Below are 24,372 nucleotides of genomic sequence, written 5' to 3' on the forward strand. Positions count from 1 at the left end.
CAGCAGCAACTATTTCCTCATGAATCAAATCCCACGCCGAGCGCGTCGAGGAGCTTGAGCCAGAGGTTGCGGCGCCCCTGACGGGCGTCGGCGCGGGCGATCGACCAGCGGGTCAGCTGGACGACCGCGGACCGCAGCGGCTCGGGTGGGAACGGCACCGGTTTGCGGCGCACCAGCTTCAGCCGGGTCAGCTCGGTGGGCCGGCCGCCGAGCAGGTCCAGCATCACCTCGGCCCCGAAGCGGGAGGCGCCCACGCCCAGGCCGGTGTATCCGGCCGCGTAGGCCAGACGGCCCCGGTAGGCCGTACCGAAGAAGGCGCTGAACCGGCTGCACGTGTCGATCACGCCGCCCCATTTGTGGGTGAATCGCACCCGCGTCAACTGGGGGAACGTGGTGAAGAAGTGATCAGCCAGGAGATCGAAGGTCTCCTCCCGGAGGTCGTTCTTCGCCTCGATCCGCCCGCCGCGGTGATAGACGGCGTCGTAACCGCCCCAGAGGATCCGGTTGTCGGCGGTGAGCCGGTAGTAGTGGAACTGGTTGCCGGCGTCCCCGACGCCCTGCCGGTTGCGCCAGCCGATCTCGGCCAGCCGCTCCGCGCTGAGCGGCTCGGTGACCAGCACGTAGTCGTAGACCGGGATGACCCGGTGCCGGAGCCGGCGCAGCAGCCGCCCGTGTGCGCCGGTGGCCAGCGCGACCCCCGCTGCCTCGACCCGCCCGCCCGCGCTGTGCAGCACCAGCCCGGTCGCGCCGCGGCTGATCCGGTCGACCGGGGTGTTCTCATGGATCCGGACGCCGAGCTCCAGGCAGGCCCGGCGCAGACCCCGGACGAGGCCGGCCGGGTCGAGGATCGCCGCGCCGCCCGGCTCCCAGATGCCACCCAGATAGGTGGGCGAGTCGATCTCGGCACGGACCGCTTCGCGGTCCAGCAGACGCACGTCCAGACCACGGACAAGAGCCTCCCGGTGGTACGACCTGAGCTCCCGCCACTGCCACTCCTCGGTGGCGACGATCAGTTCGCCGCTCCGCCGGAAGTCGCAGTCGATGCCGTACCGGTGGACCGCCCGTTCGATCGCGTCGAGGTTGTCCCGGCCGAGCCGCTCCAGCAGGTCGATCTCGTCCGGGAAGCGGCTGCGGCCGTTGTCGTACCCGTGGGTGAGGCTGGCGTCGCAGAACCCGCCGTTGCGCCCGGAGGCGGCCCAGCCGGCGGTGTTCGCCTCCAGCACGACCACGTCCCGGCCGGGCTCGCGTTCCTTGGCCAGCAGGGCGGTCCAGAGGCCGCTGTAACCGGCACCGATCACCGCCAGATCGGTTGTCGTGTCGCTGGTCAGCGGGGGTTCGGGTGGCGGGGCGCCGTCCTGGCCGAGCCAGAACGGCACCGGTATGGCGTGGGCTGTCGAGGGGTCGCCCATGAGTTATCAGTCCCGTGTCTTGCGTGGCCTTGCCCGGAGGTTGGCGAGCACCGCGATCAGCACGCCCACCGCGAAGATCAGCGTGCCCATGACGTTGACCTGCGGCGGCAGGCCGACGCGGGTGGAGCCCCAGATCCACAGCGGGAACGTCTGCACGTTGCCGGCGGTGAAGTTGGTGATCACGAAGTCGTCGATGGAGAGCGCGAACGCCAGCATCACGCCGGAGAAGATCGCCGGGAACAGGATCGGGAAGGTGATCTTCCAGAATGCCGTCCAGGCGGTGGCGCCGAGGTCGGCGGCGGCCTCCTCGACGGACCGGTCCAGGGTGAGCACCCGGGCCCGGACCACGATCGCGACGAATGAGATGGAGAACATCACGTGAGCGATGGTGAGGGTCGCCCAGCCGGGGCCGACGCCCATCGAGACGAAGAGGGTGAGCAGCGAGGCGCCCATCACCAGCTCCGGCGAGGAGATCGCGGCGAACATGATCAGGTTGGTGCCGCCGGCGCCGCGGAAGCGGTACCGGCCGAGCGCGTACCCGATGCCGGTGCCGAGCGCGCCGGAGAGCAGCGAGCTGACCACCGCGACCACCAGCGAGGCGATCAGGGCGTCGGTCAGGTCGGGGATCGCGAACAGCTCGCGGTAGTTGCGCAGGGTGAAGCCCTGCCAGGTCTGGTTGTACCGGCCCTGCGTGTCGTTGAAACCGAACAGGATCATGACCGCGATCGGCAGGATCAGCCAGGCGATGAGCAGCCAGGTGCAGAAGTGCAGCGTCCGGGATCTCTTCATCGGGCCGCCACCTTCATGACGTCCTCGGTGCCCAGTGCCCGGGCGTAGGAGAAGACGCCGATCAGCAGCACCGCCATCAGGGTGAAGGCGAGCGCCGAGGCGGTCGGATAGTCGGAGCTGGTCAGGAACTTGCTCTGCACGACCTGGCCGATCATCGTGGTCCCGGTGCCGCCGAGCAGCTCCGAGTTCACGTAGTCCGAGCTGGCCGGCACGAAGGTCATCAGCACGCCGGCGAAGACCCCGGGCAGCGCCAGCGGGAAGATCACCCGCCGGAACGCGGTGGCCGGCGTGGCGTAGAGGTCGCGGGCGGCCTCGACCACCCGCGGGTCGATGCGCTCCAGCGCCACGTAGATCGGCAGCACCATGAACGGCAAGAAGTTGTAGACCAGGCCGCCGATCACCGCGACCGGGGTGCCGAGGATGTGGAAGCCGGCCGAGAGCAGGCCGGCCTCCTTCAGCGGGTGCAGCAGGATGCCGTCGTCGGTCAGGATCATCCGCCACGAGATGGTGCGCAGGACGAACGAGACGAAGAACGGCAGCAGGATCAGGAACAGGTAGATCGTCTTCTTCCGGCCGCCGTAGAAGGCGATCCAGTACGCGACCGGGAACGCCAGCACGATCAGGATCAGCGACGTGACGGCGCCGTACACCAGCGAGCGGATCAACTGGGTCCGGTAATCCGAGATCGCCTCCACGTAGGTCTGCCAGTGACCCGTGAAGACGTACCCGTTGACGATGTCGCCCTCCTGCAGCGACAGCGACAGCATGGCCGCCATCGGCACCACGAAGAACAGCAGGAGCCACAGCCCGCCGGGCAGGACCAGCAGGTAGGGCGCGAGGGTACGTTTCACCCGGTTCATCGCATCGACCTCAGCCCAGGACGATCGGCTCGAACACGCGGGTGAAGTCCTGCTGCTCCTCGGCGGTGCTGAAGTCCACGTAGTAGTGCAGCTTGGCGTAGTCGGCCTCGCCCGGGAACACCAGCGGGCTGGCGGCGATCGAGGTCAGCAGCTCCTTGTCGTCGCCGCTGAGCGCGGCGGCCCGCTTGGTCATGTCGGCCTGCGCGGCCGGCACCGGGCAGACGTAGTTGATGTACTCGGCGAGCGTGCTGGCGTTCTCCACCTCGTAGAAGAAGTCCATCAACATGATCGCGTCGACCGGGTTGGCCGCGGTGACCGGGATGCTCATGTTGTCGGTCCAGATCGTGCCGCCCTCCTCCGGGATCACGAACTTGAAGTTCGTGCCTTCGGAGACGTTCTTCTGGAAGATGTCGCCGGACCAGGCCTGGGTGATCCAGACCTCGCCCTTGCCGAGCGCGTCGACGTAGCTCTGGTCGTAGTAGTTGCGGACGATGCCCGCGTCCTTCTGCTCCTTGAGCTTGGCGGCGCCCTTCTTCCAGTCCGCCTCCGCCGACTCGCCCGGCACCAGGCCGGCCGCGAGCAGGCCGAAGTTGCCGAGCTCCTGCACGTCGCGGAACATGCCGACCTTGCCCTTGAACGCCGGGTCCCACAGATCGGCGAGCTTGGTGATCGGCCGGCCGGTCTTCGACTCGTCGTAGGCGATGCCGGTGATGCCGGACGCCCACGGGATGCTGAAGACGTTACCGGGGTCGTAGGCCGACCGGGCGTACGACTTGGCGGCGTTGGCGGCGTAGTTGGGCAGCTTGGAGTGGTCCAGCGGCGCCAGGAAGTTGGAGTCCCGGAACTGGCCGAACTGGATCGAGTTGGTGATGACCATCAGGTCGTACCCGATCGACTGCCCCGCCGACAGCTGCGGCTGGACCTTGGCGAACCAGGGCCCCATCTCCTGGATGACCTCGTCGTACTTGACGGCGATGCCGGTCTTGGAGGTGAACTTCGCGAGCTCCGGCTTCTTCGGGTCCATGTAGAGCGGCCAGTTCGCGAAATCGAGCCGGCCGTTCTTGGCCTTGCCGGCCCAGAACTTGGCGACCGCGTCGGGGGCCACGGAGGCCGACGGCTTGCCCTTGCCCTCCACGCCGCAGGCGGCGAGGAACGCGCCCATCACCGGCAACCCACCGAGGCGCAGGGCGTCACGACGGCCGAGGCGGCGCTGCGTCATGCCGCGGAGGAGGGAGGGGTCCGGCTTATCGGTGGAGAACAACTTCAGACTCCGATCGGGTACGAGTGCTGGGGGGCCCAGGTGAGGAAGACGCGCTCGCCACGGGAGGCGACGTCCTCGGCGTCGTGCGCGTTCTGATCGAACACCACGAAGTCCGATCCGGCGGAGGTCCGCACGGTGTAGTTGGTCGATGTCCCGTGGTAGACGACCTCGGTCACCACCCCGGAGAGCACGCTGATCCCGCTCGACTCCGGCGTCGTACGATGCAGGTCGATCTTCTCCGGCCGGACCGACACCTCGAGCTCGCGCCCGGGCTGGACGGCGCCGGTGACCGGCACCAGGACCCGCTCGCCGGGCGCCGGCTCGAGCACGGCCACGCCGCCGTCGACGAAGCCGACCCGCCCCTCGACCAGGTTCGAGGTGCCGATGAAGCCGGCCACGAACCGGCTCGCCGGCCGCTCGTAGATCTCCCGCGGCGAGCCGAGCTGCTCCATCCGCCCGGCGTTCATCACGGCGATCCGGTCCGACATGGTCAGCGCCTCACCCTGGTCGTGGGTGACGTAGACGAACGTGATGCCGACCTCGCGCTGGATCCGCTTCAGCTCGACCTGCATCTGCTGGCGCAGCTTGAGGTCCAGGGCGCCGAGCGGCTCGTCCAGCAGCAGCGCGCGCGGGTGGTTGACCAGCGCCCGGGCCAGCGCGACCCGCTGCTGCTGGCCGCCGGACATCTCCCTCGGCTGCCGCTTCTCCATGCCGGTCAGCGAGACGATCTCCAGCATCTCGGCCACCCGCCGCTTGATCTCGTTCTTCGCGATCCGCTTGCGCTCCAGCCCGAAGGCGACGTTCTGCGCGACGTTCAGGTGCGGGAACAGCGCGTACGACTGGAAGACCATGTTGACGTCACGCTTGTTCGGGGTGACGCCGGTGACGTCCTTGCCGGCGAGGTGGACCTTGCCGGCGGTGGGGTCCTCGAAGCCGGCGATCATCCGCATCGTGGTGGTCTTGCCGCAGCCCGAGGGCCCGAGCAGCGAGAAGAACTCGCCCTGTCCGATCGCCAGGTCCAGCGTCTTGACGGCGGGCACCGTCTCGCCGTGCGAGAGGTAGTCCTTGCGCACACCGACGAGTTCGATCGCCGGATGTGCGTCCGCGGCTGTGGTCATCTATCACCTCGTTGTCGACGGATCAGCCGTTGTAGCTCATGACGTGCTTGATCCGGGTGTACTCCTCGAACCCGTAAATCGAAAGGTCCTTGCCGTAGCCGGAGTGACCGTAGCCGCCGTGCGGCATCTCGGACACGAACGGCAGGTGCGTATTGATCCACACCGCACCGAAATCGAGGCGGCGGGAGACCCGCATGGCACGCCCGTGGTTCTGTGTCCAGACGCTGGCGCTGAGCCCGTACCGGACGTCGTTGGCGTGCCGGACCGCCTCGGCCTCGTCGCCGAACGTCTGCACCGTGATGACCGGGCCGAAGATCTCGTCCTGGATCATCTCGTCCTGCTGGCGCAGGCCGCTGACCACGGTCGGCTCGAAGAAGTAGCCGCGGTCACCGATCCGGTGGCCGCCGGCGACCACCTCGGCGTGGCCGGGCGCCCGCCGCAGGAAACCGGCCACCCGGTCCAGCTGGCCGGCGTTGTTGACCGGCCCGAAGTACGCGCCGGGGTCGGACGGCGCGCCGACCCGGGTGCCCTTGGCGGCCTCGGCGAGCGCCGCGGTGAGATCGGCGGCGATCCGCTCGTGCACCAGCACCCGGGTCGCCGCGGTGCAGTCCTGCCCGGCGTTGAAGTAACCGGCGCCGGCGATCGCGGCCGCGGTCGCCGCCACGTCCACGTCGTCGAAGACCACGGCCGGCGCTTTGCCGCCCAGCTCCAGGTGCACCCGCTTGAGGTCGGGAGCGGCGGCCGCGGCCACCTCCGCCCCGGCCCGGGTGGACCCGGTGATCGAGACGAGCTGCGGGACCGGGTGCGCGACCAGGGAGCGGCCGGTGTCCCGGTCCCCGCAGACCACGTTGAGCACGCCCGGCGGCAGGAACTCCGCGGCGATCTCGGCGAGCAGCAGGCTGGTCACCGGCGTGGTGTCCGACGGCTTGAGCACGACCGCGTTGCCGGCCGCGATCGCCGGGGCGAGCTTCCAGACGCCCATCACCATCGGGTAGTTCCACGGCGTGATCTGGGCGCAGACGCCGATCGGCTCGCGCCGGACGAACGAGGTGTGGTCCCGCAGGTACTCCCCGGCGGAGCGGCCCTCGAGGATCCGCGCGGCGCCGGCGAAGAAGCGCAGCTCGTCGAGGATCGGGCCGAGTTCCTCCTGGCGGGTCGCCTCGACCGGCTTGCCGGTGTTGCGGCACTCGGCGGCCACCAGCTCCTCGCCGCGCGCCTCGACGGCGTCGGCGATCCGCAGCAACGCCCGCTGCCGCTCGGCCGGGGTGCTGTCCCGCCAGACCTCGAACCCGTCGGCGGCGGCCGCCACCGCCGCCTCGACGTCGGTCGCTGAAGAGACCGGCGCCTGCGCGTAGGCCTCCCCGGTGCTGGGGTCGACGACCGGCGCGGTGATTCCGTCCACGGTGCCGGTGTACGACCCGTTGACGAAGTTGCGCAGCACGTTCACGTGTCGGCCTTCCGGTCGGGGCTGGGTGGGAGGTTGTCACACGATCGACAAGACGGGCAAGGGAATCCGAAGTAATTTCCAAGCACGAAACGGAATCAGAACTTCAGCACCGGTTCAGACGACGCAATCCAAGGTTTCACCCGGTGTAATAGCTGTCCGCGACAGTCAGCGCCTCGTCCAGGATCGACAGGCCCGCACGCACCTCGTAGACCGAGATCGTGCAGGGCGGCGCCACGTGCACCCGGTTGAAGTGCGTGAACGGCCAGAGGCCCCGCTCCTTGCAGGCCGCGGCCACCCGGTTCATCGGCGCGGCGGCCGCGCCGGCGGCGTTGAACGGCACGAGCGGCTCCTTCGAGGCCCGGTCGGTGACCAGCTCGACCGCCCAGAAGACGCCCAGGCCGCGCACCTCCCCCACGCTCGGGTGGCGGTCGGCCAGCTCGGCGAGCGCCGGACCGATCACGTCGTCGCCGAGCATCCGGGCGTGCTCGACGATGCCCTCCTCCTTGAAGATCCGCATCGACGCCACCGCGGAGGCGCAGGCGAGCGGGTGCCCGGAATAGGTCAGCCCACCCGGGTACGGCCGCTCGCCGAACGTCGCCGCGATGCCGTCGGAGATGATCACACCGCCCAGCGGCAGATAACCGGAGTTGACGCCCTTGGCGAAGGTGATCAGGTCGGGCGCGACCCCCCAGCGGTCGACGGCGAACCACTCGCCGCACCGGCCGAACCCGGCCATCACCTCGTCGGCGATGAACACGATGCCGAACTCGTCGCAGATCTCCCGGACACCGGCCAGATAGCCGGGCGGCGGGACCAGGATCCCGTTGGTGCCGACCACGGTCTCCAGGAGCACCGCGGCGATCGTCCCGGCCCCCTCGAAGACGATGGTGTCCCGCAGGTGCCGCAACGCCCGCTGCGCCTCCTGCTCCGGGCTGTCCGAGTGGAACGGCGACCGGTACGGGTACGGCCCCCAGAAGTGCACCACCCCGACGGCTACCGGCTCGTTCGGCCAGCGGCGCGGGTCGCCGGTCGCGGTGATCGCGGTGGCGGTCGAGCCGTGGTAGCTGCGGTAGGTGGACAGCACCTTGTGCCGGCCGGTGTGCAGGCGGGCCATCCGGATCGCGTTCTCGTTGGCCTCGGCGCCGCCGTTGGTGAAGAACACCTTGTTCAGCGGTGCGGGCGCGAGCTCGGCGATCATCCGGGCCGCCTCGCCGCGCTTGTCGTTGGCGAAGGCCGGCTGGATCGTACACAGCTTGGCGGCCTGTTCCTGGATCGCGGCGATCATGCCCGGGTGCTGGTGCCCGATGTTGACGTTGACCAGCTGCGAGGCGAAGTCCAGATATCTCCGGTCCTGGTCGTCCCAGAACCAGCTGCCCAGCGCGCGCTCGACCGGCAGCGAGTCGATCAGGTCCTGGGCGGACCAGGAGTGGAAGACGTGGGCGCGGTCGTCCGCGCGGACCTGGCTCATCGGGTCGGCGTCGCTCATCGGGTCGGCGTCGCTCATCGGGTCTGGGGGAAGCCCAGGTCGACCGACGACGTGCCGGGATCCGGCCATCGCGAGGTGACGACCTTGCTGCGGGTGTAGAAGTGGATGCCGTCCGGGCCGTACATGTGCGTGTCGCCGAACAGCGACGCCTTCCATCCGCCGAACGAGTAGTAGGCGACCGGCACCGGGATCGGCACGTTCACGCCGACCATGCCGGCGTTCACGTCGAACTGGAACTGCCGCGCCGCCCCGCCGTCCCGGGTGAAGATCGCGGTGCCGTTGCCGTACTCGTTGTCGTTGACCAGGGCGAGGGCCTCCTGGTAGGTCTCCACCCGGACCACCGACAGCACCGGCCCGAAGATCTCGTCGGTGTACACAGTCATCGACGGCGTCACGTTGTCGAGCAACGTGGCCCCCAGGAAGAACCCCCGCTCGGGAAGATTGCCCGTTCTACGACCGTCGGCAACGACGGTCGCGCCCGCCTTCTCGCCCGCGGTGACATAGTCCGCCACCTTGTCGCGGTGCTGCGCGCTGATCAGCGGCCCCATCTCCGACGCCGGATCCGACCCGTCCCCGATCCGCACCTTCGGCAGCCGCGCCGCGATGGCCTCGACCAGCGGGTCCGCGACGTCGCCCACGGCCACCACCACGGAGATCGCCATGCACCGCTCGCCCGCGGCCCCGTACCCCGCGCTGATCGCGGCGTCCGCCGCCGCATCCAGCTCGGCGTCCGGCAGCACGATCATGTGGTTCTTGGCCCCGCCGAGAGCCTGCACCCGCTTGCCGTGCGAGGTGCCGGTCTCGTAGATGTAGCGCGCGATCGGCGTCGAGCCGACGAAGCTGACCGCCGCCACGTCGGGGTGGGCCAGGATCGCGTCGACCGCCTCCTTGTCGCCGTGCACGACGTTGAAGACACCGTCCGGCAGGCCGGCCTCCTGCCACAGCCGTGCCAGGAACAGCGAGGCCGACGGGTCCTTCTCGCTGGGCTTCAGGATGAACGTGTTGCCGGCGGCGATCGCGGTGGCGCACATCCAGAGCGGCACCATCGCCGGGAAGTTGAACGGGGTGATCCCGGCGACCACGCCGAGCGGCTGGCGGATCGAGTACACGTCCACGCCGGTCGCGGCCTGCTCCGAGTAGGAGCCCTTCATCAGGTTCGGGATGCCGGTGGCGAACTCGACGTTCTCCAGGCCGCGAGCCACCTCACCGGCCGCGTCGGCAAGCACCTTGCCGTGCTCGGTGGTGACGATCGCGGCCAGCTCGCCGGACCGCTCGGCGAGCAGCTCGCGGAACTTGAAGAGCACCGCGGCGCGCCGGGACAGTGAGGCGGAACGCCACTCGCGGGCGGCGCCGGCCGCGACCGCGACGGCCTCGCCCACCTCGGCGGCCGACGCCAGGCCGACGGAGGCGATCTGCTCGCCGGTGGCGGGGTTGAAGACCGGGCCCACCCGGCCGGAGGTGCCGGCGCGCTCGGCGCCGCCGATCCAGTGCGCAAGGGATCTCATGCCGCCGACATTATGTGACACCTATGGACCGAACAATGCCATCATTGTACTGTCACAAAATGCTGGACCCGGTTCGCGAGCGACTCCTCGACCCCAGCGCGCGGGGCCTCGCCGAGGCGGTCAGCCGGGCGGTCGGCGACGGCCGCCTCCCCGGCGGCGCGAAACTCCCGCCGGTCCGGCGGGTCGCCACCGAGCTGCGACTTTCCCCCAGCACCGTCAACGCAGCCTGGCAGCTCCTGCGCCGCGCCGGCACCATCCGCACGGACGGCAGACGCGGCACGGTCGTCGCCACCCCCGGCGCCGGCGGCCCCGGGCGGTACCGCGCGGCCCTGCGCCGCACCGCCGGCTTCCGGCTCGACCTCTCCACCGGCGTCCCCGACCCACGCCTGCTGCCACCCGTCCCGGCGCTGCACGGCCTCTCGCCGACCCCGACCAGCTACCTCGACGAGCCGGTCCTGCCGGCGCTCGCCCAGCTCCTGCGCGCCCAATGGCCGTACCCGACCGAGCGCCTGGCGGTCTTCGACGGCGCGATGGACGCGATCGACCAGGTCTCCTCCGCCCTGCTGCGCCTCGGCGACCTGGCGATCGTCGAGAACCCGTGTTTCCCGCCGCTGCTCGACCTCCTCGAGGTGCTCGGCGTGTCGGTGATCGGCGTCGGCACCGACGCCGACGGCATGCTGCCGGACCAGCTCGCCGCGGCCCTCGCCCGGCGGCCCGCCGCCGTCTTCCTGCAACCCCGCGCCCTCAACCCCACCGGCGCGTCGTGGTCACCCGGCCGGGCCCACGCCCTCTCCCAGGTCCTCCAGGACCACCCGCAGGTGTACGTCCTGGAAGACGACTCCGCAGGCGAACTGGCCGTGGGCCCGCGGTGCTCGCTGGGCGCCCACCTGCCACGGCAGGTGGTGCACGTCCGCAGCTTCTCCAAGTCCCACGGTCCCGACCTGCGACTGGCCGCGGTCAGCGGGCCGGCGACGATCCTCGACCCGATCCTGGAACGGCGTCTCCTCGGCCAGGGCTGGACCAGCCGCCTCCTGCAACACCTGCTGCTCACCCTGCTGACCGACCCGGCGTCGGTCGCCGCGGTCGCCGCCGCGCGCGACGAGTACGCCCGCCGCCGCCGTCTGATCACCTCCGGACTGGCGGCGGCGGGCATCGTCCTGCCGCCGGGCGAGGGCCTGAACATCTGGCTCCCGGTCGCCGACGAGCAGGCCGCGCTGCTGAGCCTGGCCAGCGCCGGCATCGGCGCGGCGGCCGGAACCGCGTTCGCGGTGGGCCCGGGCACGGCACCGCACCTGCGGCTCACGGTCGGCCTGGTGGCCGACGACCACGCCGCCGTCGCGGACCGGCTGGCCACCGCGGCCCGAGCCGCCGCGGCACCCATCCCCCGTTGACCATGACAGGTAGGCATGCGACGGCGGGCACATGGGCGCATCCGGCACTCTGACCATGACCAAGGCCTCCCTCGAGGATCACTCCGGTCCCTGGACCGAGGACGAGTTCCTCGCGCTCGATGAATCCGGACATCGCATCGAGCTGTTCGAGGGAGGGTTTTGGGCGACCCCGAAACCCATCGCACCACGTCAAGATCCACGCGAACCAGTTGCTCGACATCCGGCAGAAGGGTTCGGCCTGATCAGCTTGCGGGGCGGAAGCTCTTGAAGATCAGATCAAGGTCCTTGCGGGCGGCGTCCCACTCGGAGTCGCGGGTCTGCCAGTAAAAGCCGTACGCCTTGCGGTCGGACACCACCACACCGCGGTTGTTGACGTGCTGGCGCCCGTTGCGGTTGAAGGTGAACTCCCAGTCCGCGGCCTTGCGGTAGTAATCCACCGACTCGATCTTGATCTCGTCGTAAGCGGGGAAGTCGCCCCTGGACACCCGGTAATCGGCCTGGCTGCGCCAGTCGGCCACCGGGTTCGACTTCGGCCGGTTGGTCTGGTCGATACCGAGGACCCGACCGTCACCGCGGAAGTAGACCATCGTCCCCTCCCGGCTGCGTTCCCAGTCGGACGGCACATAGACCGAGAACCCGGTCGAGTCCCGGTAATCCCGCCACCCGGGCGGCAACGCCGGCCGCGCACCGGAAGCCGGACTGCTCGGCGGCGGGTTGCTGGGCGCGGCGCTGGACGGCGCCGCACTGCTCGGCGCGGCACTGCCGGGTGCGGCGGCCGGATCGGTGGCCGGGGGCACCTGGCCGCCGGCCGCGGGCTGCGACCCGGTCCCGCTGGACGGCGTACTCCCGGTCGAGACTGGCTTCGGGTTCTCCGCCTGCGGATCCGTCCGGTCGCGCGACGACATCAGCCAGGCCACACCGGTAGCGATCAGTACGAGCAGCACCACGGCGCCGACGAGCAGCCGCCGCCGGGCGTTGCCGGCGACCGCCACCTCCCTGGAGCCGGTCGGCACCGCGGCGACCCCGGCGTGCTCACCGGGCCGGCGATCCGGCACCGCAACGGGGTCCGCATCCACGGCGAGGTCCGGCTCCACACGCGTTTGCGAAGGCTCGGCTCGTGGCCCCACCGCGCCCGCCGGCCCGGCGACCTCCTTCGCCGGCTCCTCGGCCTCGGCGACCTCGGACCCGGCGGACTCATCGCGCCGGGAATCCGCCTCAACCTCGGGGGCCTCTGCCTCGGCAGGCGCAACAACCTCAGCAGGGGCAGCGGCTCCCACGGACTCGGCGGCCGAGCCGGCTTCCGGGGAGTCGCCGGCCTTTTCGCCGGCTTCCTGGTCGGCGTTGTTGCCAGCCTTGTCGTCGGCGTTGCTGCCCGCCTTGTCGTCGGCGTTGTTGCCAGCCTTGTCGTCGGCGTTGCTGCCCGCCTTGTCGTCGGCGTTGTTGGCAGCCTTGTCGTCGGCGTTGTTGTCAGCCTTGTTCGCCGCGCCGAAGCCGAGCCCCGCCTTCGCGGAGGCGATCCAGCCGGCGCCGAAGGTGCGGGACGGCTTGTCGGCACCCGGTCCGGTGCGCTGGCGTGGTATCCGCGCCGGGCCCCCGGCGCCGTCGGCCAGGTCGGCGACGACCAGCCGGAGCTGGGCCTCCGCGTCCTCGGCACCGAGCCGTCGCGCCGGGTCCTTCTGCAGCAGCCCGTCCAGCACCGGGCGCAGTTCGCCGGCCTGCTTCGGCGGCGGCACGTCCTCGGTGGTCAGCGCCGTGAGGGTGGCCATCGTCGAGGTGCGCTCGAACGGCGGGTGCCCCTCGACGGCCGCATAGAGGGTGGCGCCCAGCGACCAGAGGTCACCCTCCACGCCGGTGGCGCCCGTCTTCGCCCGTTCCGGCGCCATGAACTGCGGCGAGCCGACCACCACGTCGGACCGGCTGATCACGCCGTCGTCGTCCACCGCCGCGATGCCGAAGTCGGTGAGCAGCACCCGCCCGTCGTCGGCGAGCAGCACGTTCGCCGGTTTGACGTCCCGGTGCTGCACGCCCGCCCGGTGCGCGGCCTGCAGCGCCCCGAGGAGGTCCAGGCCGATCCGGGCGACACGCTCGATCGGCAGCGTCCCCTCCTCGATGATCGCCTGGCGCAGCGAGCGGGACGGCACGTACTCCATGACGATCCAGGTGCGCCCGTCCACTTGCAGGACGTCGTAGACCTGCACCACGTTGGGGTGGTTGAGCCGCGCGGACGCCCGGGCCTCCCGCAGCGTGCGCCGGGCCGCGGCGTCGTCCTCGGCGCCCGGGGGCGGGTCGATCGCCTTGATCGCGACGTCCCGTTGCAGGACCTCGTCGCGGGCCAGTCGCACCTCACCCATGCCGCCGCGGCCGAGCGAGACGCCCAGCCGGTAGCGTTCGGCGAGCAGCGGCGGCGCATCGGGCATGGGCACCGTTATACCCGTCTGACTCAACCGTCACTCCGACCCGGTGCCTCATACTCGCGCCAACCGATCAGCTATGGCGCAGCGTGTGAACTTCGGGCGCGCTCGGCACCCCAACTCCCCACACAACGTTCCGCCCGCCGGGGGAAGTCGGGCCGCGAAACCAGTGTGTGAAGTTAGGGCGCGCTCCGCACCGCAACTTCACACACTGGTTCGGGCGGCCTGGGACTTGGGGTGCGCGCGGCACCTCAAGTCCCACGCGGGGTCAGCGGGCGGCGGCCGGTGAGCGGATCAGGCGCAGGGCGGGCAGCGCCGCCGCACCGACCGCGAGCACCAGGCAGGCCAGGACCGTGCCCCCGGTGACCGGCCAGGAGATCAGGACCGGTACGTGCGCCCCGACCTGCGCCCCCAGCGACCGGGCCGAGCCCGCCACCGCGACCAGCCCCGCCGCACCGCCCAGCAGCGACCCGATCACCACGGCCAGCCCGGATTCGAGCGCCGCCGCGCGGATCACCTGCCCGCCGGTCGCACCGGACAGCCGCAGCACCCGATAGTCGGTGCGCCGCCCCCGCGCGGTCATCAGCAGCGTGTTGACCACCGCCAGCGCGCCGGCCCCGGCCGACACCACGAGCAGCAGAAGGGTGAACGTCGCGACCAGCCGGTCGTCCTCGGCGTCGGCCTGCCGGGCGAGGTCGGCCGGGTCCGCTTTGCGGGCGCCGATCCCGGCCGCACCGTCGGGGGCCGGGTAGACGCCGGGGGCCAGCGCGGACGGGTCGTGCTGCCGCACGGTGTCGCGGGCGAGCATCAGGTCGGCGGCGAACGGCCCGCCGGCTGCCGCGCCGGTCACCCGCAGCTGTTCGGTCGCGCCGTCGGCGAACGTCACGGTCACCGTGGGACCGAACCGCTCGGCGGCCGCGGCGGAGACCTCGGCGGTGCCCGGTGCGACCTGCCCGGCGCCGATCGCCAGCAGCGCCGCTCCGCCGACGTAGACGGTGCTGTCCAGCGCCGCCCCGGCGGCCACCGCGTCGTGCAGGCCCGGCGTCCGGTCCGGGACCAGCACCTGCCCCGGCGGCACGGCGGCGGTGCGCCGGGCGTCGAAGGCGGCGGTCGAGGTGCGGACGGTGCCGGTGACGAAGACCGCGAACGCGACGGTGAACAGCACCGGCGCGGCGGTGGAGGCGGTCCGGCGCACGGCCGCACGGGCGCTCTCCCGGGCCAGCATCGAGGTGATCCCGGTGAACGGCGCGAGCAACACCCGGATCAGGGCGGGCACCACCGCCGGGGCGAGCAGGGCCGCGGCCACGATCAGCGCCATCGCACCGAGGAGGGCGTACGACCCGAGGCCGCGTACCCCCTCGGCAGCCGCGGCCGCGACGCCGGCAGCCACCGCGCCGGCCACCGCGACCAGGCCGGTCACCCACCGCGCGCGGCTCATCGCGCGCGGCTCGACCTCGGCCGTGCGCAGCGCCTCCATCGGGCCGATCCGGGTCACCCGGCGGGCTGCCGTGACCGCGCCGGCGAGCGCCACCAGCGGCCCGGCCACGAACGCCGCGACCAGCACCCACGGCTCCCAGTGCACACCGAAGCCGGCCGGTTCCAGTCCGGCCCGCACCATCGCCGGGGCCAGGACCAGCGCGGCGAGGGCGCCGAGGGCCACCCCGGCCACGGCGGCCCGCGCGCCGAGCAGCAGCGCCGACCGGTAGAGCATCCCTCGGACCTGACGCGGCGCGGCGCCGACCGCCCGCAGCAGACCGATCTCGCGGCGTGCCTGGTCGACCGCGTAGGCAGAGGTGGTCGCCACCAGGAACAGGCAGCCGAACACGGCGACCGCGGCGGTGGCGCTGAGCACCTGCATGCCGATCCAGCGGACCCGGGCGTCAGCGCGCGGCTCCGCGAGCCCCCGATCGGTTCCGGTCAGCACGGTTCCGGCGGCACCGACCGCGGCCCGCAGCGCGTCCGGGTCGGCGGTTCCGGTCACGCCGAGCGCGCGGACGCCCGGAGACAGCCGGGCGGCGTCCTTCTCCGGCAGGTGCACGCCGGCCCACCCGGTGTGCCCGCTGACCCGCCGGGTCTCCGGACCGGCGCCGGTGAGCAGCGTGACCGAGGCGCCGACCGGGATGCCGAGGCCGCGGTCCACCACCATCTCGCCGGGGCCGGGCGCGACCCCGGCGGCGAGCGGGGCGCCGGCCGGCCACGCATGTCCGGCGATGGCCTCCTCGACCGGGCCGCCGTCGTACACCGGCTGGGCGTAGAAGGTGCGGTCGACCACCACGGACGACACCCCCGCGACGGTACGAAGACGCGCGGCCAGTGACTCGGCGGTCTCCGCGGTCCACGGCACCGGCTCGGCGAAATCGTCCGCCCCGTTGCCCGCGGCCGGGCTCTGCACGATCGCGGCATGGCTCGCCAGCCGCTCCGGGACCCGGGGCCGTGCCGACGTCAGCAGCACCAGGAACGTGGTGACCAGGGCGGTGCCGACCAGCACCGCGACGAACGTGCCGATCCGGTCGCGGCTCAGCACGACCGCTCCAGCGAGGTCATCCGGTCGGCGACGCCGGCCGCGTCCACGCCGGTCAGCTCGTCGATGACGCGGCCGTCGACCAGCAGCACCACCCGGTCGGCCACGGCGGCCGCCACCGGGTCGTGGGTGACCATCACGACGGTTCGGCCGTGCCGGTCCACCAGCCCGCGGAGCAGGGCGAGAACCTGCTGCGACGTCCGGTTGTCGAGCGCGCCGGTCGGCTCGTCGGCGAACAGCACGTCCGGCCGGCTGAACAGCGCGCGGGCGATCGCGACCCGTTGCTGCTGCCCGCCGGAGAGCTCCCGCGGGCGGTGCCCGGCCCGGTCTGCGAGGTCCACCTCGGACAGCGCGGCCAGCACTTCGGACCGGTTCGCCCGGCGCCCGGCCAGTCGCAGCGGCAGCGCCACGTTCTGCTCGGCGGTCAGCGACGACACCAGGTTGAAGTCCTGGAAGACGAATCCGAGACGGTCGCGCCGCAGCCGGGTCAGGGCGGTCTCGTTCAGGTCGCCGACACGGGTCCCGGCGATCGTCACGGTGCCGCTGGTCGCCGGCTCGAGCCCGGCGGCGCAGTGCAGCAGGGTCGACTTGCCCGAGCCGGACGGTCCCATCACCGCGGTGAAGGTGGCCTCGGGGAACCCCACGGTCAGGCCGTCCAGGGCGGTCACCTCCCCGGCCCCGCCGGCATAGCGTTTGGTCACGTCGTGCAGCTCGACTGTCATGCGGTGCGTCCTCCTCGGCGGGCCCTCGGTGCGGCGCCCGGTGCTGCCATCACGATCTCGTTCCGGCACCCCGCCCGTCGTCGCGCCGGGGGATGCTTTCCGGCGTCGGCTCCGGGGCCGACGGGCGGGCGCCGCGTCATCCCCGGGGATGACGGCGCGGCACCACCCGTGGGCTGACGCACGAGGACGCCGGGCATCGATACGCTCGCCGGGTGCCCGTACCATCGCTGTTCGTTGATCGGCTCGGCCCTGCCTCGCGCCGGGTCATCGACCTGCTGCTGGCCGCCGCGGCCGCCCTGCTGTGCGGATACGCGGCCGCGGAGACGCAGCCCGTCGTGCTCCCCGAGCCGGCCTGGCTGAGCGTGATCGCCGCGGCCTTCGCCGGTGTCCCCCTGCTCGTCCGCCGGCACCGGCCGGTGCTCAGCGCCGTCACCGTCGGGGTGGTGTCCGGCGTGCTGCTGGCCACCGGCATCGTCCCCGACTACGCCTCACCCGCCCTGGTGAGCGTCGTGGCCGTCGCGCTCTACCCGGTGGGCCGGCTGGTCCCCGGCCGGCGCGGCGTGATCGCGGCGCTCGCGGCCACCGTGCCGCTGCTCGCCGGTCCGGGCATCGCCGCGCTCGCCGGGACCGGGTCCGGTGTCTCCGGTGACGCGCCCGGCCCGGCCGGGACCGCTTTCGCCGCGCTGGTGTGCGGGGCGGCGTGGGCGGTCGGCTGGGCGCTGCGCGAGCGGCGCCGGCATGCCGAGCTGACCGCGGCGGAGAGCACCGCGCGGGCGGTGACCGAGGAACGGCTGCGGATCGCGCGGGAGATGCACGACGCGGTCGGGCACAGTCTGAGTCTGATCACGGTGCAGGCGTCCGTCGCGCATCACGTCGCCCAGCAGCGCCCGGAGGAGGCCGTCGCGGCGCTCGCGGTGATCGAGGAGGCGGGCCGCGCCGCCCTCACCGAGCTGCGGCGTGCGGTGGGTGCCCTGCGCACCGAGCCGGATTATCAGGTGCCGCCCACGCTGGGCGATCTCGGGCGGCTCACCGGCCAGGCAGAGGCTGCCGGGGTGGCGGTGCGACTCGACGTCCGCGGCGGCGAGGGCGTGCCGGAGGGCGTCGCGCTGGCGGCGTACCGGATCGTGCAGGAATCGCTGACCAACGTGGTGCGGCACGCCGCACCGGCCGCCTGCCGGGTGGCCGTCGAGCGGGTGGCGGGAGAGTTGCGCATCGAGGTCACCGACGACGGCACCCGCCGGCCGGCACCGGCCGCGGACGGCACCGGGCTCGCCGGCATGCGCGAGCGGGTGGCCGCGTTCGGCGGCACGTTCAGCGCCGGGCCGCGCGACGGCGGGGGCTTCGCGGTCGTGGCCACGCTGCCCTGCGGAGCGTCGCGATGAGCGAGGCCGAGCGCCCCGTGCGGGTGCTGATCGCGGACGACCAGGCGCTGCTGCGGGCCAGCTTCCGCCTGCTGATCGACACCACCCCGAATCTGGTCGCCGTCGGCGAGGCGGGCACCGGCGTGGAGGCCGTCACCCTCGCCCGGCGGGAGCAGCCGGACGTCATCCTGATGGACATCCGGATGCCGGAGATGGACGGCATCGAGGCCACCCGGCGGATCTGCGGCGCGGCCGAGACGCCGGACACCCGGGTGCTGATCCTGACCACGTTCGACTACGACGAGTACGTGTTCGCCGCCCTGCGCGCCGGCGCCAGCGGCTTCCTGCTCAAGGACGCCGGTGCCGGGGATCTGATCGCCGCGGTGCGGGTGGTGGCCGGCGGCGACGCGCTGCTCGCCCCGCCGATCACCCGTCGGCTGATCGCCCACTTCGCCACCCGGCCGGAACCGGCCACGAGCCCGGCCCGCGGCCTGGAGAACGTCACCGAGCGGGAGCGGGAGGTGCTGACCCTGATCGCCTCCGGGCTCTCCAACACCGAGATCGCCGATCACCTGCACGTCAGCCTGGCCACCGCGAAGACCCACGTCGGGCGGCTGCTGGCCAAGCTGCACGCCCGGGACCGCGCCCAGCTGGTGATCGTCGCGTACGAGACCGGCCTGGTGGCGCCGGCTCGGTAAGGTGCCGCACATGCAAGATCATGAATTGGCGATCGAGGCCGCACGGGCCGGCGCCACGGTGGTCCGGGAACGGTACGGGACCGCGCTCGGCCGGGTGGACAAGGGCGGCGGGGACTTCGCCACCGAGGCCGACATCGCCGCGGAACGGGCGATCGTCGAGGTGCTCCGGCGGCACCGGCCGCAGGACGCGGTGATCGGTGAGGAGTCCGGCACCACCGGGCCGGCCGGCTCGCGACGGCGGTGGCTGGTCGATCCGCTGTGCGGGACGCTGAACTACGCCGTGCGTACCCCACTGGTCGCCACGAACGTAGCTCTGCAGATCGGCGACGAGGTCGCGGCAGCCGCCGCGGCCGACCCCTTCGCCCGCGAGATCTTCTGGACCGACGGCGTGGTCGCCCGCGTCCGCCGCGAGGGCGGGGCCGACGAGCCGCTCGTCCCGTCCGCCGCGTCCGCGCTGGTCGACGTCAACCTCGATCCGCCGTACCCCCGGCACCCCGCGCTGCTGATCGCCGCGCCCGGTTTCACCGAGCGGTTCCGGCCGCGCGTGCTCTCCACGACGCTGGCCCTGCTGTGGGTCGCCGACGGGCGACGGGCGGCCTATGTGACGTACGGCGATCTGCGGGACAGCGTGCATTTCACGGCCGGCATCGCCATCTGCCGGGCGGCCGGATGCGTGGTCACGGGCATCGATGGACAACCTCTGCACACCGGCGCCCTCGGGTTGATCGCCGCGGCTGACCAGGAGAGTCACACCGCGCTTTGCGCGATTAGTCAGGTTTGACAGGGGTACGTGTTCCTCCGGACACCCGTGCAGAACGGAGGGGACGATGACCCATACAGACGCACGCGCCGATCAGGATTCGACCGCGCACCTGGTCAGCCGGCTCAGTGAGCAGGTGACCACGCTCGTCCGGGACGAGCTGGCCCTGGCCCGCATCGAGATGATGGAGAAGGGCAAGAAAGCCGGGAAGGGCGCCGGGCTGCTGGGCGGGGCCGGTGTGATCGCCCTGTACGGCCTGGGCGCCCTGTTCGTCACCATCGGCGCAGCCCTGTCGCTGGTCATGCCCGTGTGGGCGGCGGCGCTGATCGTGACAGTGGTGCTGTTCGCCGCGGCCGGCATCGCCGCGCTGATCGGCAAGAAGCAGGTCAAGCAGGCCGTGCCGCCCGCGCCCGAGGCCGCCATGGCCAGCGGCCGGCGTGACGTCGACACGCTGATGACCGCCGCCAAGCGCGGGAGGCAGTCGTGAGCGACAGCGCCACCCCGAAGCCCGGCCCCGGACCGCAGAAGCGGGCCGCCGGCCAGGCGGCCCCGGACCGGGCCCGGACCGAGGCGAAACCGGCGCCGCCGGGCCGCAACCGCACCGACTCGCGGCCCTCGCCGTCCGGCCAGAAGAGTTCCGGCCCGGGCCCGGCGAAACCGAACCGCGACCAGGCCGCCCGGACGTCGCCCGCCAACGACCCGGCACAGGGCGCGAAGCCGGCCACGTCGACCCCGACGACCCACGTGACGGTGGGGGGCACCGGGCAGGCGCCCACCAACACGCCGCCGCACACCTCGACGTCGTCGACCACGCAGGGCGCCACGCCGACCGCCTCGTCGTCGACCAGGGCCGGCACCCCGATCGGCAGCTCGACCCCGACCGGGGCTCTGAGTTCGGCCGGCACGTCGGCGGCCACCAAGGCCTCCTCGTCGACCGGGAGCCACGCGGCACCGGGCACCGCCTCGCACACCGGCGACCACGCTCCCCAGCACATCGCGCCCGGGACGGCCGGCAGCCACACCACGCCGGCGAGCGGCCTGAGCGGTCCGGCGCCGCGTCACGTCGGCGGCGTTCCGAACAACGAGGCTTCGGCCGGCGCCACGACGACGTCGAACACCAGGCCTACGCCGAGCACCACGCCTACGCCCAGCACCACGTCTACGCCCAGCACCAGGTCTACGCCCAGCACCACGCCGACGCCCAGCGTCGCACCGGCGCTGAAGAGCACCGGCACGACCGGCATCACTGCGGCCACCACCGCTGCGAAGACGGCCGGCGCGACGTCCAGCAGTTCCAGCTCGCCCTCTCCGGCCACCGGCAAGGTCACGCCGAGCACGCCGCCGCCGGGGTCGGCCGAGAGCCGCACGGCCCAGGCCGACCCGGCTCTCAAGCGCAGCCCCGACGTCACCAGCACCACGCCGGCCCAGACCCGGAGCACCACGAGCCAGAGCAGCGCCACCCGGAGCGCCGCGAGCGAGAGCAGCACGGACCAGGGCAGCACGAACCGGGATTCCGCGGTGCGGGCCGGCACGGATCACACTCCCCCGGACAACGCCGAGGCTCTGAAGGCGGAGATCGCCCAGACCCGTCAGGAGATGGGCGAAACGGTGGCCGCGCTGGCCGCCAAGGCCGACGTTCCCGGCCGCATCAAGCAGTCCGCCGCGCAGACCAGGACGCGCCTCGCCGAGTCGGCGGCCGACACCGCCGGGCGCGCCGGCCAGGCGGTCAGTTCGCTGCCGCGCCGCGTCTCCGACGACCCCCGGCGCTACGCCATGATCGGGGCCGCGCTGGCTGCCGCAGCGGCCGGCGTCGTCTTCATCCGCCGCCGGCGCTGAGAACCCGGCCTATCACCCTCAGCCGCGGGGGTACGGCCGGACGGCCTCACCGGGAGCACACGATCAACTGATCGTGTGCTCCTTTTTCGGCCCATTCCGTTGAAACGTCTCACTCACCATCGCACCCTCATCAGGCGCACGGCAGGACGAGGCTGAACGACAGCTAAGACTCACCTCTTGACCCTGCGCTAATGGGATCGTAACGTGAGTCACACCCCCTATAGAACGTTTCAAGAGACCCTTAACAGGAGGCGTCATGCGCCCTCGCTTCGCTGCCGCCGTCGCGCTCACCGCGACGGCCGCCATAGCTCTCACCGGCTGCACCAAGAAGAACGACACCGACACCGCTGCCGGTGGCGGTGACACCGGCAGCAAGACCTACAAGGTGGCCTTCGTCCCGAAGCTGCAGGGCGTCCCCTACTTCGAGGCGATGAACGCCGGCGGCAAGGAGGCGGCCGCCGCCCTCGGCAACGTCGAGTGGCTCTACCAGGGCCCGACCCAGGCCGACGCCGCCGCGCAGGCCGACATCGTCCGTTCCTACATCCAGCAGAAGGTCGACGCGCTGATCGTCGCGCCGAACGACCCGGACAGCATGGCCCCGTTGCTCCAGCAGGCCAAGGACGCCGGCATCCACGTGGCCACCGCCGACACCGACGCGCCGAGCAGCGTGCGTGAGGTCTTCGTCAACCAGGCCACCGCCGAGGGCATCGGCCAGGGCCTGACCGACGCTCTGCTGGGCGCGATGGGCGGCAAGGGGAAGTACGCGATCGTCTCCTGCGGCCAGACCGCCGAGAACCTCAACTCCTGGATCGAGGTGCAGAAGTCGTACACCGAGGAGAAGTACCCGGACGCCGAGATCGTCGACATCGTCTACGCCGGTGAGGACCAGGCCCGGGCGACCCAGATGGCGACCGACCTGATGAACGCCCACCCGGATCTGACCGGTCTGGTCGGCGAGTGCACGTCGAGCGCGCCCGGTGTCGCGCAGGCGGTCAAGGACGCCGGCAAGATCGGCAAGGTCTTCACCGTCGGCCTCGGCACGCCGCAGGCCATGAAGCCGTACCTGCAGGACAAGTCGTCGACCGCGGCGATCCTCTGGGACGTGGAGAATCTGGGTTACCTGACCGCGTGGGCGGGCGCCCAGATCGCGCAGGGCAAGCCGTTCTCGGCCACCAACAACGTCTCCTCCGAGCTGTCGGCCGTCACCTACGACGACGCGAGCAAGATGCTGCTGCTCGGCCCGGCGCTCGCGATCACCGACCAGAACGTCGACCAGTTCAACTACTGATGACCATTGATGACGAAGCCCCGCGGCTGCGCCTGACCGCTGTCTCCAAGCGGTTCGGCGCGGTCCGGGCCATCCAGCACGGCGACTTCACCGTCCGGGCGGGCCGGGTGCACGCCCTGGTCGGGGAGAACGGCGCCGGCAAGTCCACCATGATCAAGATCGTGGCCGGGGCGGAGCAGGCCGACAGCGGCGCGATCGAGTGGGAGGGCCGGCCGGTCCGGATCGGCTCCACCACCGACGCCATCGCGCTCGGCATCGCCACCGTCTATCAGGAGCCTCAGCTCTTCGCCGAGCTCACCGTCGCGGAGAACATCTTCCTCGGCCGCGAGATGAGGAAGCGGGGAACTGTCGACTGGACCGCGCAGAACGAGCGCGTCGTCGAGCTGCTCGAGCTGCTCGGCCTGCCGGCGAAGTACGCGACCGCCGCGGTCGGTGACCTCTCGATCGCCGAGCAGCAGCAGGTCTCGATCGCCAAGGCCCTGGCGGGTGACGCGAAGGTGCTGATTCTCGACGAGCCGTCGGCGATCCTGACCGACGCCGAGATCGAGGTGCTGTTCGAGGTCGTGCGGCGGCTCACCGCCTCCGGCGTCTCCGTCGTCTACATCTCGCACCGTCTCGACGAGCTCTTCCGGATCGCGGACGAGGTCACCGTCATGCGCGACGGCAGGACGATCGGAACGTACCCGATGAAGGATCTGAGCGTGCGGCAGATCGCTCACCTGATGGTCGGCGAGGACCTCTCCGACACCCGGCCGCACCGGGAGGTCCCGCAGGGGCCGGCCGTGCTGGAACTGCGCGGCCTGAGCCGGGCCGGAAAGTTCCAGGACGTCGACGTGCGGGTCCGGGCCGGCGAGATCGTCGCGCTGTACGGCCTGGTCGGCAGCGGCGTCTCGGAGATCGCCGCCTGCGTCTACGGCATCGACCGCAGCACCGGCGGGGAGCTGCTGCTCAACGACCGGCGCGTCCAGGTCCGCAGCCCGCAGCACGCCCAGCGGCTGGGCATCGCGCTGCTGCCGGCGAACCGCAAGGTGGAGGGCATGTTCGGCTTCCAGTCGATCGCCTTCAACATCTCGGCAGGCCACCTGCGGCTGCTGTCCCGGCTGGGCGTCTTCGTCGACCGGGCGCGGGAGAGCACGGTCGCCGGCGGGCTGATCAAGCGGCTCGCGGTGAAGACCCCGAGCGAGCGGCAGCCGGTCAACGCGATGTCCGGCGGCAACGCGCAGAAGGTGGTGCTGGCCCGGCAGCTGGTGGAGCGCCCGAAGGTGCTGGTGCTCGCCGAGCCGACCCAGGGCGTCGACGTGGGCGCCAAGGAGGAGATCCATCGGATCATCACCGAGCTGGCCGAGGAGGGCACCGCGGTGCTGGTGGTGACCTCGGACCTGCCGGAGGCGCTGCGCATCGCCGACCGCATCCAGGTGGTGCGGGGCGGGACGACGACCGACGAGTTCGGTCCGGACGCCAGCCAGGTCGATCTCCTGGCGGCGGCCGCGGGAGGCAGAGAATGACCGC

21 protein-coding genes are annotated in these 24,372 nt (G+C 72.0%); 8 read left to right on the plus strand and 13 right to left on the minus strand.

From position 1 onward, the window contains the following. Positions 1 to 17: 17 nt before the first annotated feature. From AC0NH5_RS35870 to AC0NH5_RS35905, 8 genes are all read right to left on the minus strand, one after another. Positions 18 to 1,409: an NAD(P)/FAD-dependent oxidoreductase gene (locus AC0NH5_RS35870; protein ID WP_474411571.1), complete on the minus strand. Its 1,392-nt coding sequence runs from the start codon at positions 1,407 to 1,409 to the stop codon at positions 18 to 20. Between the two features lie 6 nt (positions 1,410 to 1,415). Then, positions 1,416 to 2,198 carry an ABC transporter permease gene (locus AC0NH5_RS35875; protein ID WP_474411573.1) on the minus strand — a complete coding sequence of 261 codons (783 nt, stop codon included), beginning with the start codon at positions 2,196 to 2,198 and terminating at the stop codon, positions 1,416 to 1,418. Continuing rightward, positions 2,195 to 3,058 (minus strand): ABC transporter permease, encoded by an 864-nt coding sequence (locus tag AC0NH5_RS35880; protein ID WP_474411575.1) that lies wholly within the window; start codon positions 3,056 to 3,058, stop codon positions 2,195 to 2,197. The genes AC0NH5_RS35875 and AC0NH5_RS35880 overlap by 4 nt, the downstream gene beginning before the upstream one ends. Positions 3,059 to 3,068: 10 nt before the next feature. Further along, positions 3,069 to 4,277, minus strand: a complete 1,209-nt coding sequence (locus tag AC0NH5_RS35885) for a polyamine ABC transporter substrate-binding protein (RefSeq protein ID WP_474411577.1) — start codon at positions 4,275 to 4,277, stop codon at positions 3,069 to 3,071. Between the two features lie 44 nt (positions 4,278 to 4,321). Then, entirely contained in the window at positions 4,322 to 5,437 is a 1,116-nt protein-coding gene (locus AC0NH5_RS35890; protein WP_474411579.1) for an ABC transporter ATP-binding protein, read from the minus strand. Positions 5,438 to 5,459: 22 nt separating this feature from the next. Continuing rightward, positions 5,460 to 6,884, minus strand: coding sequence for an aminobutyraldehyde dehydrogenase (locus AC0NH5_RS35895; protein WP_474411580.1), 1,425 nt, complete (start codon positions 6,882 to 6,884; stop codon positions 5,460 to 5,462). A 136-nt stretch (positions 6,885 to 7,020) separates the two neighbouring features. Further along, positions 7,021 to 8,388, minus strand: coding sequence for an aminotransferase class III-fold pyridoxal phosphate-dependent enzyme (locus AC0NH5_RS35900; protein WP_474411582.1), 1,368 nt, complete (start codon positions 8,386 to 8,388; stop codon positions 7,021 to 7,023). Continuing rightward, positions 8,385 to 9,875, minus strand: a complete 1,491-nt coding sequence (locus AC0NH5_RS35905; protein ID WP_474411584.1) for a CoA-acylating methylmalonate-semialdehyde dehydrogenase — start codon at positions 9,873 to 9,875, stop codon at positions 8,385 to 8,387. Before AC0NH5_RS35905 ends, AC0NH5_RS35900 begins: the two co-directional genes overlap by 4 nt. A 59-nt stretch (positions 9,876 to 9,934) precedes the next feature. Between AC0NH5_RS35905 and AC0NH5_RS35910 the strand changes: the two genes are divergently transcribed. Then, a complete protein-coding gene (locus AC0NH5_RS35910) occupies positions 9,935 to 11,266 on the plus strand; it encodes an aminotransferase class I/II-fold pyridoxal phosphate-dependent enzyme (protein WP_474411586.1) in 1,332 nt (443 codons plus the stop codon). A gap of 242 nt (positions 11,267 to 11,508) precedes the next feature. Here AC0NH5_RS35910 and AC0NH5_RS35915 read toward each other — a convergent pair whose 3' ends face one another. From AC0NH5_RS35915 to AC0NH5_RS35925, 3 genes are all read right to left on the minus strand, one after another. Further along, complete coding sequence (locus AC0NH5_RS35915; protein ID WP_474411588.1) at positions 11,509 to 13,683, minus strand: serine/threonine-protein kinase; 2,175 nt, start codon at positions 13,681 to 13,683, stop codon at positions 11,509 to 11,511. Between the two features lie 262 nt (positions 13,684 to 13,945). Continuing rightward, positions 13,946 to 16,201, minus strand: a complete 2,256-nt coding sequence (locus AC0NH5_RS35920) for an FtsX-like permease family protein (RefSeq protein WP_474411590.1) — start codon at positions 16,199 to 16,201, stop codon at positions 13,946 to 13,948. Further along, positions 16,195 to 16,920, minus strand: coding sequence for an ABC transporter ATP-binding protein (locus AC0NH5_RS35925; protein WP_474411592.1), 726 nt, complete (start codon positions 16,918 to 16,920; stop codon positions 16,195 to 16,197). The genes AC0NH5_RS35920 and AC0NH5_RS35925 overlap by 7 nt, the downstream gene beginning before the upstream one ends. 212 nt (positions 16,921 to 17,132) lie before the next feature. On the opposite strand from AC0NH5_RS35925, the gene AC0NH5_RS35930 reads away from it, so the two are divergent. Genes AC0NH5_RS35930 through AC0NH5_RS35945 form a run of 4 tightly spaced genes read left to right on the plus strand, consistent with a single transcriptional unit; the run spans position 17,133 to position 20,226 of the window. Next, positions 17,133 to 18,302, plus strand: coding sequence for a sensor histidine kinase (locus AC0NH5_RS35930; protein WP_474411594.1), 1,170 nt, complete (start codon positions 17,133 to 17,135; stop codon positions 18,300 to 18,302). After that, positions 18,299 to 18,979 carry a response regulator gene (locus AC0NH5_RS35935; RefSeq protein WP_474411596.1) on the plus strand — a complete coding sequence of 227 codons (681 nt, stop codon included), beginning with the start codon at positions 18,299 to 18,301 and terminating at the stop codon, positions 18,977 to 18,979. Before AC0NH5_RS35930 ends, AC0NH5_RS35935 begins: the two co-directional genes overlap by 4 nt. Positions 18,980 to 18,989: 10 nt before the next feature. Continuing rightward, a complete protein-coding gene (locus tag AC0NH5_RS35940) occupies positions 18,990 to 19,760 on the plus strand; it encodes an inositol monophosphatase family protein (protein ID WP_474411598.1) in 771 nt (256 codons plus the stop codon). A gap of 46 nt (positions 19,761 to 19,806) precedes the next feature. Continuing rightward, positions 19,807 to 20,226: a phage holin family protein gene (locus AC0NH5_RS35945; protein WP_474411600.1), complete on the plus strand. Its 420-nt coding sequence runs from the start codon at positions 19,807 to 19,809 to the stop codon at positions 20,224 to 20,226. Here AC0NH5_RS35945 and AC0NH5_RS35950 read toward each other — a convergent pair. Both AC0NH5_RS35950 and AC0NH5_RS35955 read right to left on the minus strand, forming a co-directional pair. Then, positions 20,126 to 20,764, minus strand: a complete 639-nt coding sequence (locus AC0NH5_RS35950; protein ID WP_474411602.1) for a hypothetical protein — start codon at positions 20,762 to 20,764, stop codon at positions 20,126 to 20,128. The genes AC0NH5_RS35945 and AC0NH5_RS35950 overlap by 101 nt on opposite strands. 33 nt (positions 20,765 to 20,797) lie before the next feature. Continuing rightward, positions 20,798 to 21,271 carry a hypothetical protein gene (locus tag AC0NH5_RS35955; RefSeq protein ID WP_474411604.1) on the minus strand — a complete coding sequence of 158 codons (474 nt, stop codon included), beginning with the start codon at positions 21,269 to 21,271 and terminating at the stop codon, positions 20,798 to 20,800. Here AC0NH5_RS35955 and AC0NH5_RS35960 point away from each other — a divergent pair. The 3 genes from AC0NH5_RS35960 to AC0NH5_RS35970 all read left to right on the plus strand — a co-directional run bounded on the left by AC0NH5_RS35960 (position 21,258) and on the right by AC0NH5_RS35970 (position 24,368). After that, on the plus strand, positions 21,258 to 21,575 hold the full coding sequence (locus tag AC0NH5_RS35960) for a DUF3618 domain-containing protein (RefSeq protein ID WP_474411606.1): 318 nt from the start codon (positions 21,258 to 21,260) through the stop codon (positions 21,573 to 21,575). The genes AC0NH5_RS35955 and AC0NH5_RS35960 overlap by 14 nt on opposite strands. Positions 21,576 to 21,831: 256 nt before the next feature. Then, positions 21,832 to 22,863, plus strand: a complete 1,032-nt coding sequence (locus AC0NH5_RS35965; protein ID WP_474411608.1) for an autoinducer 2 ABC transporter substrate-binding protein — start codon at positions 21,832 to 21,834, stop codon at positions 22,861 to 22,863. Beyond that, positions 22,863 to 24,368, plus strand: coding sequence for a sugar ABC transporter ATP-binding protein (locus tag AC0NH5_RS35970; RefSeq protein WP_474411610.1), 1,506 nt, complete (start codon positions 22,863 to 22,865; stop codon positions 24,366 to 24,368). The genes AC0NH5_RS35965 and AC0NH5_RS35970 overlap by 1 nt, the downstream gene beginning before the upstream one ends. The last annotated feature ends 4 nt before the right edge of the window (positions 24,369 to 24,372 follow it).

The organism is Actinoplanes sp. 13, from assembly GCF_056134165.1.